Raw genomic sequence first — 14063 nt, 5'->3', positions numbered from 1 at the left:
CGGTCGGCCTGGGGAAACCGTCCCGGCAGGGTGCGAGGTCCGGCGTGAAGTCCGTTGCCACATGGGCCGGTTGGCCCCCGTCGAGGACCAGCGGCCCCTCCTCCCGCAGCCGTGCGAGCACAAGACTGGTCACGCATCCCTCAAGGAGGTCCTCACATGTCCCGCACCATCGTCGTCGGTCTTGACGGCTCGCCCGAGAGCCTCGCGGCAGCCGAGTGGGCGGCGCGCGAAGCCCGGCTCACGGACACGCGTCTGCGTCTCGTGCACGCTTGGCTGTGGCACCCCTACGTGTACGGCCCGTCGGCCGGTGTCGCGGTTCCGCCGCCGGCGGAGGACCCGCAGCGCGCGTGGGCCGAACGCCTGCCGCACGAGACAGCGGCGAAGCTCATCGCGGGCCACCCGGGCCTGTCCGTCGCCGCGGAGCGCGTCGCCGAGCAGCCCGTCACCGCTCTGCTGGCCGCCGCCGAGGACGCCGAGCTGCTGGTTCTCGGGTCCAGGGGCCTGAGCGGGGTCGCCGGTTTCCTGACGGGTTCCGTCGCGCAATCGGTGGTGGCCCGGACCTGGACGCCTGTCGTCCTCGTACGAGCCGGAGCGCTGCCCGAGGAAGCGCCCGGGAGGGAGGATGTCGTTCTCGGCCTCGACCTGGAGCACCCGGACGCCTCCGTGCTCGGGTTCGCCTTCCGAGCCGCCGCCCGCGGAGCCGCCGCCCTGCGCGTCGTCCACGGTTGGAGTCTGCCGCCCTACTACGGCTACAGCGGAGCCACCGACGCGGCGGTCAACGCGCAGCTGATCGCCCAGGCGCAGCAGCGGCTGACCGAGGTCCTGGGCCCCTGGCGCGAGAAGTTCCCCGGCGTCGAGGTGCGCGAGCAGGCCGTGATCGGCGGCGCGGCTCCGCACCTCGTGGACGCCTCGCGGAACGCGGCGCTGGTCGTGGTCGGGCGCCGCAACCGGCAGACCCCGGTCGGCACCCACATCGGACCGGTGACCCAAGCTACTGCACCACTCCACCGCACCGGTCGCGGTGATCCCGCACGACTGACCGCTCCGGCCACGCCCCGTGACCGCGCGTCGCCGACCGACGGCCGAGGGCCCCGGGGCTATTCGACCCCCGGGGCCCTTCGCGCGTAGCACCTGACGATCACCGGCCCTGCTGCGTTCCGACTTCCACCGGGTTCTCCTCCGAGCCGCCCATGTCCAGGCGGAACGGTGGATAGACGTCGGTCATGAGGGCGGCGTAGGCGGTCACGCGCAGCACCCACCGGTTGAGGCCCATGATCAGGTCGTACAGGTCCTTCGGGTACTTCTCGGTGAACGCCAGGGCGACGGCGGCGAAGATGGTCAGCAGGCCGACCAGGCCGCCGTCCCACCAGACGAGGTGGGAGCCGCCGAGGAAGAAGCCGACGATGATGTACTGCGGAATGGCCAGGAGCCACCACTTCACCAGCACCAGGCCACGGGAGAGCCGTTCCGGGTAGGCGATGTCGAGCCGCGCCGGATAGTCCGGTTCCTCACCGAGGCTGAACGGTGGATACCTGTCGGTGCCGAGCGCGCCGTACGAGTAGTAGGCGACCCGCCAACTCCACCGCAGCACACCGACGTTGAAGTCGAAGAGCGCGCGGGGGTAGCGCTCGGTGAACAGGATGGCGAAGAACGCGATCACGCTCACCACACTGAAGGCGATCCAGAGGAAGAACAGCACCACGTAGTGCGGAATGGCGAGGACCCACTTCACCAGCCACAGCCAGCGGGACAGTGGCGTGTCGAGGCGGGCGCTCACCCTCACGGGGCGGTCGGCTGGGCTCATCGGAGTCGTCACGGCGATCTGCTCCTTCCGCGCGCGCAGGCGCGCCGAGTCACGGCGTCTTGTGCCCCCACTGCGGTCCGAGCCGCTCCCACTCGCGCTCCCACCGGTCGTAGCGGCGCTGGTCGAGCCGCCACCGTGCGAAGCTCCCCGCCCCGAAGACCAGGCCGCCGAGAGACACCGCGGCCCCGATGCCCAGCAGGCTCGCCTCGGCCGTCGCCGCGCCCGCGCTCGGCGGCGCCGCGGCGAGCAGGCCCTTCGCGTCCATCCAGATCACGACGTGCGCTCCGGCCTTGTGCCCGGATTCCACCAGGGCGCGGCCGGTACGGGAGGAACCGTCCGGCGCGGTCCATCGGACCTTCGCCCGGACCTGGTCGTAGACCGCGCCCTCTCCGGCGGGTACCGCCGCACCCGAACTCTCGACCAGGACGGCCGGGATGGCGTGGCGGTCGTGGCGCAGCCGGGTGAAGGACGCGTCGGCCGCATGGGCCGTCACCAGTCCGGCCAAGGTGCCGCCCAGCACCATGACCATCCAGACGATCAGCACGATCCACGCCTCGAAGACGTCGTCACGGCGACGCAGCGGATTCCTCCGCCAGCGCCAGCACCACTGCCTCGCACCCTGTGCTCCGCGCATGGCACCGCACCTCCTCGTTACACCCCAACAGTGCAAGGGGATCGCGGCGCGCGCGAGCGGTGGCAGGGGCCGCCCGGTCCCGCGGTGGGGACCGGTCGGCCCATGCGCGGGACATCTGCCCCGGTCAGGCTGTATATGCCAGGTCATGTCACGAGCTGAAGGGGCCGTCATGAAGGCACTCGTGTTCCACGGTCCGGGAAGGTCCGCGTGGGAGGACGTGGCCGATCCCGGCATCCAGGACCCCACCGACGCCATCGTGCGTGTGGACGCCGTCACCATCTGCGGGACCGACCTGCACATCCTCAAGGGCGACGTCCCGGAGGTCGCCCCCGGCACGGTCCTCGGCCACGAGGCCGTCGGTGAGATCGTCGAGGTGGGTGGCGACGTGCGGACGGTCCGGCCGGGCGATCGTGTCCTGGTCTCCTGCATCACGGCGTGCGGCCGCTGCCGCTTCTGCCGGGAGGGCGCCTACGGCCAGTGCCGCGGCGGCGGTGGCTGGATCCTCGGCCATCTGATCAACGGCACGCAGGCCGAGTACGTCCGTGTACCGCACGCCGACCTGTCCACGTATCTCCTGCCCGGGGCGGTGGACAGCAAGGACGCGGTCCTGCTGGCCGACATCTTCCCCACCGCGTACGAGGTCGGCGTGCTCAACGGGCGGGTGAGCCCCGGAGACACCGTCGCCGTCGTCGGAGCGGGGCCCGTCGGACTCGCCGCGATCGCGACGGCGAGCCTCTACTCGCCGGAGAGGATCATCGCCGTCGATCTCGCCTCCGCCCGCCTCGACGCCGCCAAGCGTCTCGGTGCCGACGCGGTCGCGATGGCCGGCGAGGAGGCCGAGCAGCTGGTCTCCGACCTCACCGGCGGGCTCGGGGCCGATGTCGTCGTCGAGGCGGTGGGTGTCCCGGAGAGCTTCGAGGCGTGCACGCGCATGGTCCGGCCCGGCGGACACGTCGCCAACGTCGGCGTGCACGGCAGGCCCGCGACCCTGCACCTCGAAAGACTGTGGATCAAGAACCTGACGATCACCACCGGCCTGGTCGACACGTACTCCACCCCCACTCTGCTGCGCATGATGGCCGCGGGCCGGCTCCCGGCGGCCTCCCTCGTCACCCACACATTCCCGCTGGAGCGCATGGAGGAGGCGTACGACGTCTTCGCGCGGGCCGCCGACACGGGTGCGCTGAAGGTGGTCCTCGGCGAGCCGCAGCACGACGTCCTGACGGTCAGGACGCCCTGATCGTCAGGCCGCCCCGATCGCCTGGACGCTGTGACGGAAGGAAGCGAAGGGTCATGTCCGAACAGACACGACGGGTCATGTCCGAACAACCGGGATGGGCCATGACCGGCGGGACACCGAGGGACGAGGACACGCCCGGGGGTCCGTCGGGCACGAGGCCGGGAGTCGACGCGAGGCGGCTGGGCACCGAGGCGGGACCGGGAGCCGGGATGGCAGCGGGCGGCGGCATACAACCGGGTGCCGACATGGCACCCGTCGGCGACGCGGGACCAGATGCCGAGGCGGCACCGGGCACCGACGCCGCACCGGGCGGCGACGCGGATCCGGGTGCCGAGGTGAGACCGTGCGTCGAGGAGGTGCCGCGGCCCGTCCCCCTGGCGGCTTCGGCCGCGACCGCACCGGGCGACGTGGGGCGGCGTATCGCCGCCCGACGCGAGGAACTCGGCATGACCCTGGAGGCCACGGCCGCCCGCGCGGGCACGGCAGCCGGCTATCTCCGCTACCTGGAGGAGCAGTCCACCGCGATGCCCGGGACGAGCGTCCTGATCCGGCTCGCCGACGCCCTGGACACCAGTGTCGCCGCCCTGCACGGCGGCGGGGCCGACCTCCCGCCGGGCCTCGGGCAGGCCGCCGACCACGCCGAACTCGTCGAACTCGGCCCTGACGAATGCCGGGCACGGCTTTCGACGCACGGCGTCGGAAGGATCGCCACCGACACCCCGGACGGACTCGTCGTCCTTCCCGTCAACTACAGCCTCATCGACGGGGTGGTCACCTTCAGGACGGCGCCCGGTTCGGCGCCCGCCACGGCGGTCGGATCCCGAGTCGCCTTCGAGGCCGATCACGTCGACGAGGCCCTCAGCCAGGGCTGGAGCGTGCTCGTCCAGGGCCGCGCCCGAGCCGTGACCGATCCCGACGTCGTGCGCCGGCTCGACGCCCTCGCCTACAGCGGCCCCTGGGCCGGCGGCGAAGGCCGCGACTTGTGGGTACGCGTCGACCAGGACAGGATCACCGGTCGCCGGATCGCCGTGCGGTGATCCGGACCGCGATGCGGGCCCGGTGGATCGCGGTGAGGGATCGGAACGCCGTACGCGCCGGCGCCGGGAAGCGGCCACTCTCCGCCCGCCGGGGACCGATGGGCCCTGGTGCCGCTCCACCCTCCTGCGCAGGATGAACCATATGTCGCTCTGTCTCTGTGTCGCTTTCTCGCATGAGAGTTGGCTCCGGTGATGAATCCCCACGACGGATTTCGTGAACTCGGCAGGCAGGAATGCCTGGACCGGCTCGGCGGGGCGCCCATCGGCAGGGTCGTCCACACGCGCAACGCCCTGCCCGCGGTCCTGCCCGTCAACTTCAGTCTCGACGCCGAGTCGTCCGTAGTGCTGCGGACGTCGGCCGACTCGGAACTGGCCCGCGCCATCGACGGTGTGGTGGTGGCGTTCGAGGCCGACGCCGTGGACGCGGTGGCGCACTCCGGCTGGAGCGTCGTGGTGACGGGCCACGCCCTGGTCGTGAACGATCCCGCCGAGCATGCTCACCTGACCCGGACAGGACCCCGATCGTGGGTGACCTCGCCCAGCGACGTCTTCATCCGCATCGCGTCCGAACTGGTCACCGGCCGGGAGCTCGTCGGCGGCCGCACGCTGTACGGGGTCGACCTGCCCCCCTCCTGACACCGATCGGCCGCGGTCCAGGCAGGATGCCCCCGCCGTGCTGGCGGATCTCGTGCCGTAACCGTACGGGCGGACGCGCTTTCCGGACGGGTGCCCGGCACCGGAACCGGAGGCCTCAGGACTGTCGGCTACGCGCTTGTGCGCGGTCTCGGCGGGCCCCCCGTCGCACTGTCGCCACGGTTCCGGCACCCTGGGCCGACTGCCTCCGCGCAGGTCGGCATCTGACCCTGAGCGCCTTCGGCGAAGGGGCTCTGGCCTGGTGCTTTTCCAGCATTTCCGTAGCCTGGGGGCACTGTCGGACAGGCTCGGAGGGGGACCGCGTAACTCCCCAACTCTCTATCTCCGTATCGCCGTTTGCGCGGTGTGGGCCGGACATCCGTCGCCGCGGATGTCCGGCCCCACACCGCACCGGCTCATCGCCGGGCGGAGGTCACAGGACCTCGGTCTCCCCACGGGCGGCCTCGCCCCACAGCGTGTGGAAGCTGCCCTGACGGTCGGTGCGCCGGTAGGTGTGGGCGCCGAAGAAGTCGCGCTGGCCCTGGGTGAGTGCGGCGGGCAGGCGGTCGGCGCGCAGGGTGTCGTAGTACGACAGGGCCGCGGAGAACGCGGGCACCGGGACGCCTCGGCGGGTGGCCGTGGAGATGACCTCGCGCCACGGAACCTGGGCGTCCTTGATCTCGGTCGCGAACCCCGCGTCCGAGAGCAGGCTGACCAGGCCCGGATCGACGGCGTACGCGGCGCGGATACGGTCGAGGAACGCGGCGCGGATGATGCAGCCGCCGCGCCAGATCTTCGCCACCTCGCCGAGGTCGATGTCCCAGCCGTACTCGGCGGCGGCGTCCAGGATCATCTTCCAGCCCTGGTCGTAGGCGATCAACTTCGATGCGTACAGGGCGTGTTCGACCTGGCTGGTGAACCGCTCCGCCTCCGTTCCCGACAGGTCCCAGTGGGTGCCGCCCGGAAGGCCTTGGTAGGCGGCGCGCAGTCCGGCCTGGCTGGAGGCGGCGCGGGCGAAGGTCGCCTGGGCGATGGCGGTGACCGGGGAGCCGAGATCGAGGGCGGTCTGCACGGTCCAGCGGCCGGTGCCCTTCTGCCCGGCGGCGTCGACCACGACGTCCACGAACGGCTCCCCGGTGGCGGCGTCCTTGTGCGCGAGGACCTCGGCGGTGATCTCGATCAGGTACGAGTCGAGGCGGCCCTTGTTCCAGCGCCGGAAGATCTCCGCGATCTGTGCCGGCGTGTAGCCGCCGACGCGGCGGAGCAGGTCGTAGGCCTCACCGATCAGCTGCATGTCGGCGTACTCGATGCCGTTGTGCACCATCTTGACGAAGTGCCCGGCGCCGTCCGTGCCGATGTGCGTGGCGCACGGCTCGCCGTCCACCTTGGCGCTGATCGACTCGAACATCGGGCCGAGCGATGCGTACGACTCCGGGGAGCCGCCGGGCATGATGCTCGGTCCGTGCAGGGCGCCCTCCTCACCGCCGGACACCCCCGCGCCGACGAAGTGGATGCCGCGCTCGCGCAGGGACTGTTCACGACGCCGGGTGTCGGTGAAGTGGGCGTTGCCGCCGTCGATGATCATGTCGCCGGTCTCCAGCAGCGGCGCGAACTCCTCGATGACGGCGTCGGTGGCCGCACCCGCCTGCACCATGATCATCAGGCGGCGGGGGCGCTCCAGCGCCGCCACGAAGTCCTCGGCCGACTCGGCCGCCACGAAGGCGCCCTCGTGCCCGAACTCCTCTACCAGGGCCTTGGTGCGTGCGGGGGTGCGGTTGTGGACGGCGACGGTGTAGCCGTTCCGGGCAAAGTTGCGGGCAAGGTTGCGGCCCATCACCGCGAGCCCTGTGACGCCGATCTGCGCGGTCGCCTTCATGGTGTGCTCCTTGGATCCGGATCTGCCCACCCGCGTACCTGACGGGCGAGCAGACGACTGTCGCTGTGCCGATCAGTACGCACGGCAGGGGGCGGGGTGTTCACCGTTTGAGGCAGGTGGTGCGGCAGATCGCGCGCCCGGGTGTCCGGACGGTGCCCGGACCCGACCGCTCCGGTTTCCGGGGTGACGCCCGGACCCGGCTCTCCGGTCCTCGGGCGGTGCCCGGACCATGCCGCTCCGGACCTCAGGGCAGCGGACCGCCCCGGCCGTTGAGCTCGCCGGAAGGCGGCGGGACCCAGAGGTTCCGTGCCGTCGGGAAGGCGGTCGGAGTCGTATGTTGCGCGCCGCCGGGAGTGCGGCGGGACCCAAGGGTTCCGTGCCGTCGGAATGCGGCCGGACCCGGATCCTCCGTGCCGTCGGGAGAGTGGCCGGACTCAGATGTTCCGGCGCAGGCGCCACCCGTGGTCCACCGGCCCGATGCCGGCGCCGAGCGCGAACCCGGCCTCGATGGCGGCGGTCACGTACTCCTTGGCCCGCCGAACGGCCTCCGGCACCGGCAGTCCCTCGGCCAGGCCCACCGCTACGGCCGAGGCGAGCGTGCACCCCGTACCGTGCGTGTGCCGGTTGTCGTGGCGCGGCGCGCGCAGCCAGTGCTCCGCCGTTCCGTCGGTGAGCAGATCGACGGCCTGTCCCGGCAGATGGCCGCCCTTCACCAGCACCCAGCGGGGACCGTAGGCGAGCATCCGGTCGGCGGCCCTGCGCATGTCCTCCTCGTCCTTCACCTTCACCCCGGTGAGTTGGGCGACCTCGTCGAGATTCGGGGTGGCCACCGTCGCCCGCGGCAGCAACCGGGTCCGTACGGCGTCCAGCGCGTCGTCGGCCAGAAGCCGGTCCCCGTGCTTGGAGACGCTCACCGGGTCCACGACGACCGGGGCGGCCACGTCGGACAGCAGCGCGGCGACCGTGGTGACCAGGCCGGGCGACGAGAGCATCCCGGTCTTCACGGCCTGCACGCCGATGTCGTCGACGACACTGCGGTACTGGGCGCGCACCGCGTCCTCGGACAGTTCCCAAGCACCCTGCACACCAACGGAGTTCTGCGCTGTCACCGCGGTGAGCACGCTCATCCCATGGGCCCCCAGCGCCAGCATCGTCTTCAGGTCGGCCTGGATTCCGGCGCCTCCGCCGGAGTCGGATCCGGCGATGGTCAGGACGCGGGGCGGCGTGGTCATGCGGGGTGTTCCTCTCGGATACGGCGTCGGGCGCGAGTCCCTTCCGGCCGGCGAAGCGACGAACGGGCGCGTCGGACAGGCCCGTCGGACGGGCCTAGGCGCGGCGGCGCAGCCGCAGCGGGGCGTAGAGGGCGAGGGCGACGAGGAACGCCACGTAGTAGGAGAGGTCGGCGCCGTGCAGCGTGTCGGCCACCGGACCGACGTACAGGCCCGTGTCCATGAACGGCACGGCCGCGCCGAACGCCCCGACGAAAGCCACCAGCGACGCCCGTCCGGAACGCGGGAGGACGGTCTCGACGGCGAGATCCACCGGGGCGCCGCCGCGCTCCCGCCCCCGGGCGATCCAGTCGACGACAACGATCGCGACGAATCCGGGGATCCAATAACCCACGAACAGCAGCACGTTCTGGAAGCGGGCCGTGGTGTCGGCGGCGTGCATCCACAGCACCAGGGGGAAGCCGAGCCCGGCGGCCAGCGCGGCGGCCACCGGACGCGGTATCCGCACGCCCAGGGTCTGCAGGGCCAGCGAACCGCTGTAGTCGTTCATCGCGTTGCTGCACACCGCCGCCAGCGCCACGGCCAGCAGCCCGAACGCGCCCGCCGTCCCGCCGCCCAGCAACTCGTCCACGCCCGCGGCCGTCTGGTCGGTCAGCACGGACGCGCCCCACAGCCCGAGGACCTGAACGGCGACGAAGGACACGACGAGGCCGAGCAGGGTGCACCAGAACATCCGCGGGCGGGAGGTGGCGCGCGGCAGATAGCGGCTGAAGTCACTGGCGTACGGCGCCCAGGACAGCGAGAGGCTGAGCGCGATGGTGCTGGTGAGCACGAACGCGCCCGAGCGGTCGGCACCGGTCGCGGCACCGGTCGCGGTGGGGTGGACACCGTCCAGCATCCGCCAGGCGATCACCGCGAAGGCGACGGCGAGCACGAACGTCATGACGATCTGGAGACGGTGGATCGCTTCGTAACCGAGGACTCCGAGGGCCCCTTGGGCAACCATCATGACCAGCACGCCGAGCCAGAACGGCCAACCGCACAGCCGCGCGAGCGCGTCCCCGCCGAACAGGCCGATCAGCGCGTCCCAGGCGACCGAGGACAGCCACTGGAGCATCCCGGGCAGCACCACCGCCCGGCCGAACGCGAGCCGTGCGAGGGGGAGTTGGCCGGTGCCGGTGAGGCCACCCCAGGTGCTGAGGTAGGCGGTCGGCAGCGCGCCGAGCACGGTACCGAGGACGACCGCCGCGAGGCCGGTACCGAAGTCCAGGCCGAGCGCGATGCCGATGGTGCCGGTGAACACGCCCGTCATCGTCAGGTTCGGGGCGAACCACACGGTGAACAGGCGCCCGGCCCCGCCGTACCGGTTGTTCTCGGGGACCGGCTCGATGCCGTGCCCCTCCACCCGCAGGTCGCCGGGTGCGGCAGGCATCCGTCCGTCGAAGACGGCGGGTCGGCTGTCGACGGGCAGCCCGTCGGAAACATGCGCCAATGGCATGGAAGACATCCCTCCGCCAGTACGAACTGGTTCAGGTTCGACGGGTGTGATCTCAGCCCCTGGAGGGGGCACCCCGTGTCCGGTACGACGGACACACTAACCCCATCCCTCGCTCCTGTGTACGGCGGAGGCGCCCGCCCCGGGACACGGGGTCCCCGCAGGGGCGGCACCCCCACGGCCCTTCGTGCCACCCACCTGGCGCAGCACCCGACCGAACACGTCCGTTTCATCCGGGTGGCCCGGCCGGGCTTCCCCGCAGCGCGGCGCGTGCCGCCCCTCGGTACTGTCGGAAGTGATCGCCGCTCGCTCTCCGCTCCCGGGTTCCCGGACCCGGTGGCCGGGCGGAAGGAGGCAGGGTGCCGTGACCGTGATCTCCCTGAAGTCCGCGCAGGTGCGGGAAGGGCTCACCCTCCCGTACGCCGAAGCCGGTTACCCCAGTGGCACACCGGTCGTCTTCGTGCACGGTCTGGCCGACTCCTGGTGGTCCTTCGAGCCTCTCCTGAGGCGCCTTCCGGCGTCCCTGCACGGCTATGCCCCCACGCAGCGCGGACACGGCGATGCGGACCGGCCTCCCGAGGGCTACACTCCCGACGATTTCGCCGCAGACCTGGTGGCCTTCCTCGACGCGGCCGACATCCCGCGAGCCCTTCTGGTCGGGGCGTCCAGCGGTGGCGTACCGGCCCGGATCGTCGCCGGCAGCCACCCCGACCGCATCGCCGGTCTGGTTCTGCTCGGCGTCCCCGGGACCCTCGCGGACAAGCCGGCGGCAGCCGGGGTGCGGGAGTCACTGGAAGGTCTCGCGGATCCCGTGCCCCGCGCGTTCGTCGAGGACTTCTTGGCCGGGACGGCGGCCCGCCCGATCGCCCGGGGGTTCATAGAGACCATGGTCGAGGAGAGCCTCAAACTCCCCGCGTACGTCTGGGAGGAGACGGTGGGCGGTCTCCTCGACGCCGATCTGGGCGCGACCCTCGCGGGCATCCTGGTGCCCACCCTCGTCATCTGGGGCGATCAGGACGAGTACCTGTCCCGCGAAGACCAGCAGACCATCCTGAACGCCGTGCACGGCGCCGATTTCCTCGCCTATGAGGGCACCGGCCATGTCGTCCACTGGGAACAGCCCGAACGCGTAGTCGCGGACATCGCCGCCTTCGCAGCGCGGATCGCGCACCCCGGCACCCCCTCCGGAACCACCTGACATCGCCCCACGGGCACTGCCCGACGTCGCCCGGAGGCACTGCCTGATGTGGCCCGGAGGGCGAACGCCGGTGCACAGCAACCGCGTTGGGCCTGATCTCCGGTGTCTTCCTCCGCACCCGTTCGCCGCACCCTCTCGCCGCGCCGGTGCTTCGGGCAGGGCTGCCCGCGGAGCTTCTGGGCTGGCAGCGAGACCGACTCTTGACGCGATCCGTACCGTTGACGCTCACCGTCACATGGCATGCTCATGCTCCCCACAGGAAGGGATCACGTGCCATGAGACCGAGCCCACGCTCCCTGCTCGCCGCCACCGCCGTACTGAGCACCGTCCTCGCCGTCCCCGCGCCCGCCGACGCCGCCGAAGTCCCGGCAGCGGGCGCCTATTTCGTCCAGAGCGCGACCACGGGACTGAACGCCGCCGACAGTGCCGGCGCGGTCGTCCAGCACAACCCCAAGGGCAACGAGGACCACCAGCGGTGGACCCTGCGCGCTGCCGGTTCCGCGACCGTTCTCGAAAGCGCGGACAGCGCGGGCAGTTGTCTGGGCCGCGCGGGCGACCAGGCCCGGACCGTCGCCTGTTCGAGCGCCGACGCCGCCTGGGAGGTGACCCCGAGCGGCGCCGACCAGTACACGCTCAAGGCACCCGGAACGGACCGCTATCTGACGGTCGGCGCCAAACCCTCCGGCTCCAACTACCCCGCCCAGCTGGCGATCGGTGCGCGGGGTGGCCTCGCCACCTGGTATCTGACCCCCGTCGCGCCCGAGACCCGACCCATGCCGTCCCAGGACCAACGCACCCTGGACCAGGTCACGTTCCTCACCACCCACAACGCCTACGCCAACGGAGTGGACGGCGGATTCGCGCCGCCCTTCGTCAATCTGGTGCCCAATCAGACGCGCGGCATCAACCAGCAACTCGCCGACGGCGTACGCGGGTTCATGCTCGACCTGCACCAGACCCCGGACGGCGCGATCCTCTGCCACAACAGCTGCACCCTCGTCAGCAGGCCGGTCGCGCTGTGGGTCGACCTCCAGCGCATGGTCGACTTCCTCAAGCACCACCCCGACCAGTTCGTCACCGTGTTCCTGGAGGACTACGTCGATCCGGGCGTCCTGCGCGCCGAACTCGCCCGCGTGAACGGCCTGTCCGACGTTCTCTACCGCCCCGACCTGACCGGTGTGCGCGAGCACGGCTGGCCGAAGCTCGCCGAACTGACCGCCGCAGGCCGGCGCCTGCTGATCTTCACCGACCACAGCCGTTCCTCCGACGAGCCCGCCGGACTCACCCGGGACAGCTTCGGTGTCATGTACCAGCGGGAATGGACCGTCGAGAACTACTGGTCCATGGGCTCGGGTCTCGGCTCCTCCGACTGGTCCTGCTACAGCCGCTGGTACGACGCGGGCACGAACGTCCCGCTCACCCGCACCGAGCCGGGCTTCCGCCCCCTCTTCGTCATGAACCACTTCCGCGACGCCGCCATCTCCGGAACCGCCGCCACCGACAACACCAAACTCGCCGACCGAGCCCGCCGCTTCTGCCAGCCGGCCGCACGCAAGAAGCCCAACTTCCTCGCTGTCGACCGCTACGACCTGGGCGACCCCACCGCTGCCGTGAGCACTCTGAACACATACACCTATCCGTAACCCGGCTGAGACCCGCGAGCCCTGCGTCGGCCTCAGCCGCGGGGGACTGGTCCACGCGGGGCCCCGAGCAAGGTCAGTGGTGTCAGGGCCGTCCGGGAGCGGGTGGCTCCCAGACGGCCCGTTCCATGGCTGCCGGGCCGACCGACCCGGAATCGTGCCTCTGGCCAGGCCCCTCCACGGACACCGGAAGCGGGGTGACCTGCGAAAGCGGCAAGGGAAGGGGCGGGTGCAGTGGTTCCGCAAGACGTGCGGTCTCCGAAGTCCCGTTTCCCGGCGGGCGGAGTACGGTGGGGGAACCGAGGGCACGTCGTACGCCGGTGATCGGGCCGGTCTCGTCCCCGGCGCAGGACGACGCCGGGTGGCTCATGGCCCGGGGCAGGTTTCGCCCTATGACGGCCGACCGCGTTCGCCCTCTGCTCGGCTGTACGGCGTCCGAAGTCGAGCCGGTCCAGTCGGGGTATGCGGGCCGACGACGCAGGGACCGAACCGCCGACGCCCATTTCGAGGCGGAGCGTGGTGCCGCCAGCGCCTTCCGCCGGTGCCTCGTCCATGACGAGCACCGTGACCATGGGAGCGGGGCCATCGACTGAGGGCCCGCACACCCGCACACCAAGGCAGCCCGAGTGCCCGGCCGCACGGTTCGCACCCAGGCCACCGAGTTCAAGGAGCCCTGCCCGTCGCCCGGCTCGACCGAGCCGTCCCGCTCACCGCCGGGTCACGGCGCGCGAGCCATCGGCACGCCGAAGGCGTGCCCCCAGACAGGAGCTTCCATGGCCGCCGTCCTCGAACCCCTGCCGTTCCCGCCCCTCGCCCGCGTGCGGCTGGCGCCGCACAGTGCCCTGCCGCGGCGCATCGACGGGGCATGGTGGCCCCGTTCGCGCGATCTCCTCGTCGAACTCCCGCTTCTGATCGGCGCGTTGCCCCGCCTGTGGGGACAGATCACCGCCGTGACGGTCAACACCGAGATGTGGCCGATGTCGCCCGGACGCATGCTCGTGGCCAACCATGTCGTTCGGCTGCGCAGGTCGGCCGGGTCGCACGGCCGGCACACCATCTGCCTGCTCGGCCAGGGCTCGGGCCTCAGGGGCCTGCTGGTCGTGCCGCCGGAGGTCGACGCGGCGGACGCCGAGCCGCTCATGGTCGCCGCGGCGGTCGGCGCCCGATGACGGGCGACGGTTCCGGCCGCCCGCGCCACACGGGCGGCTCGTCCGTGGCAGGCCCATGCGGGAGCTTCTCTGCTTGCGGGACGGCGTGGGCGGCACCATCCGTCAACT

12 protein-coding genes and 1 riboswitch are annotated in these 14063 nt (G+C 71.7%); of the genes, 7 read left to right on the top strand and 5 right to left on the bottom strand.

The genetic code is table 11. The features are described from left to right. The first annotated feature begins 156 nt into the window (after positions 1-156). On the top strand, positions 157-1128 hold the full coding sequence (locus tag ACWD68_RS04590) for a universal stress protein (RefSeq protein WP_451805003.1): 972 nt from the start codon (positions 157-159) through the stop codon (positions 1126-1128). A gap of 10 nt (positions 1129-1138) precedes the next feature. Here the strand turns inward: ACWD68_RS04590 and ACWD68_RS04585 are convergent, their stop codons facing one another. Together ACWD68_RS04585 and ACWD68_RS04580 are read right to left on the bottom strand one after the other, a co-directional pair. Then, positions 1139-1804, bottom strand: a complete 666-nt coding sequence (locus tag ACWD68_RS04585) for a DUF4389 domain-containing protein (RefSeq protein ID WP_451805150.1) — start codon at positions 1802-1804, stop codon at positions 1139-1141. A gap of 49 nt (positions 1805-1853) precedes the next feature. After that, positions 1854-2438 (bottom strand): Rv1733c family protein, encoded by a 585-nt coding sequence (locus ACWD68_RS04580; protein WP_451805002.1) that lies wholly within the window; start codon positions 2436-2438, stop codon positions 1854-1856. Between the two features lie 169 nt (positions 2439-2607). Between ACWD68_RS04580 and ACWD68_RS04575 the strand changes: the two genes are divergently transcribed. From ACWD68_RS04575 to ACWD68_RS04565, 3 genes are all read left to right on the top strand, one after another. Then, positions 2608-3678, top strand: a complete 1071-nt coding sequence (locus ACWD68_RS04575) for a zinc-dependent alcohol dehydrogenase family protein (protein ID WP_451805001.1) — start codon at positions 2608-2610, stop codon at positions 3676-3678. A 53-nt stretch (positions 3679-3731) separates the two neighbouring features. Further along, positions 3732-4715 carry a helix-turn-helix domain-containing protein gene (locus tag ACWD68_RS04570; RefSeq protein WP_451805000.1) on the top strand — a complete coding sequence of 328 codons (984 nt, stop codon included), beginning with the start codon at positions 3732-3734 and terminating at the stop codon, positions 4713-4715. A gap of 192 nt (positions 4716-4907) precedes the next feature. Further along, on the top strand, positions 4908-5351 hold the full coding sequence (locus ACWD68_RS04565) for a pyridoxamine 5'-phosphate oxidase family protein (RefSeq protein ID WP_451804999.1): 444 nt from the start codon (positions 4908-4910) through the stop codon (positions 5349-5351). A gap of 430 nt (positions 5352-5781) precedes the next feature. Here the strand turns inward: ACWD68_RS04565 and gndA are convergent, their stop codons facing one another. The 3 genes from gndA to ACWD68_RS04550 all read right to left on the bottom strand — a co-directional run bounded on the left by gndA (position 5782) and on the right by ACWD68_RS04550 (position 9951). After that, positions 5782-7224, bottom strand: coding sequence for an NADP-dependent phosphogluconate dehydrogenase (gene gndA / locus ACWD68_RS04560; protein WP_451804998.1), 1443 nt, complete (start codon positions 7222-7224; stop codon positions 5782-5784). Positions 7225-7658: 434 nt separating this feature from the next. Further along, positions 7659-8456 carry a bifunctional hydroxymethylpyrimidine kinase/phosphomethylpyrimidine kinase gene (gene thiD, locus ACWD68_RS04555; protein WP_451804997.1) on the bottom strand — a complete coding sequence of 266 codons (798 nt, stop codon included), beginning with the start codon at positions 8454-8456 and terminating at the stop codon, positions 7659-7661. Between the two features lie 94 nt (positions 8457-8550). Further along, the gene (locus ACWD68_RS04550; protein ID WP_451804996.1) at positions 8551-9951 is read right to left on the bottom strand and encodes a purine-cytosine permease family protein; all 1401 of its coding nucleotides are present in this window, start codon (positions 9949-9951) and stop codon (positions 8551-8553) included. Continuing rightward, positions 9943-10037, bottom strand: a riboswitch (TPP riboswitch). (Overlaps the previous gene by 9 nt.) Positions 10038-10312: 275 nt before the next feature. Between ACWD68_RS04550 and ACWD68_RS04545 the strand changes: the two genes are divergently transcribed. The 3 genes from ACWD68_RS04545 to ACWD68_RS04535 all read left to right on the top strand — a co-directional run bounded on the left by ACWD68_RS04545 (position 10313) and on the right by ACWD68_RS04535 (position 13955). Then, on the top strand, positions 10313-11146 hold the full coding sequence (locus ACWD68_RS04545; RefSeq protein WP_451804995.1) for an alpha/beta fold hydrolase: 834 nt from the start codon (positions 10313-10315) through the stop codon (positions 11144-11146). A 275-nt stretch (positions 11147-11421) separates the two neighbouring features. Continuing rightward, complete coding sequence (locus tag ACWD68_RS04540; protein WP_451804994.1) at positions 11422-12789, top strand: phospholipase; 1368 nt, start codon at positions 11422-11424, stop codon at positions 12787-12789. A 770-nt stretch (positions 12790-13559) separates the two neighbouring features. Beyond that, complete coding sequence (locus ACWD68_RS04535; protein ID WP_451804993.1) at positions 13560-13955, top strand: DUF5994 family protein; 396 nt, start codon at positions 13560-13562, stop codon at positions 13953-13955. The last annotated feature ends 108 nt before the right edge of the window (positions 13956-14063 follow it).

It is taken from the genome of Streptomyces sp. NPDC005141 (assembly GCF_053599975.1).
Note: the sequence above shows the minus strand (reverse complement) of the source record. Positions and strands in the feature narration are given on the sequence as shown.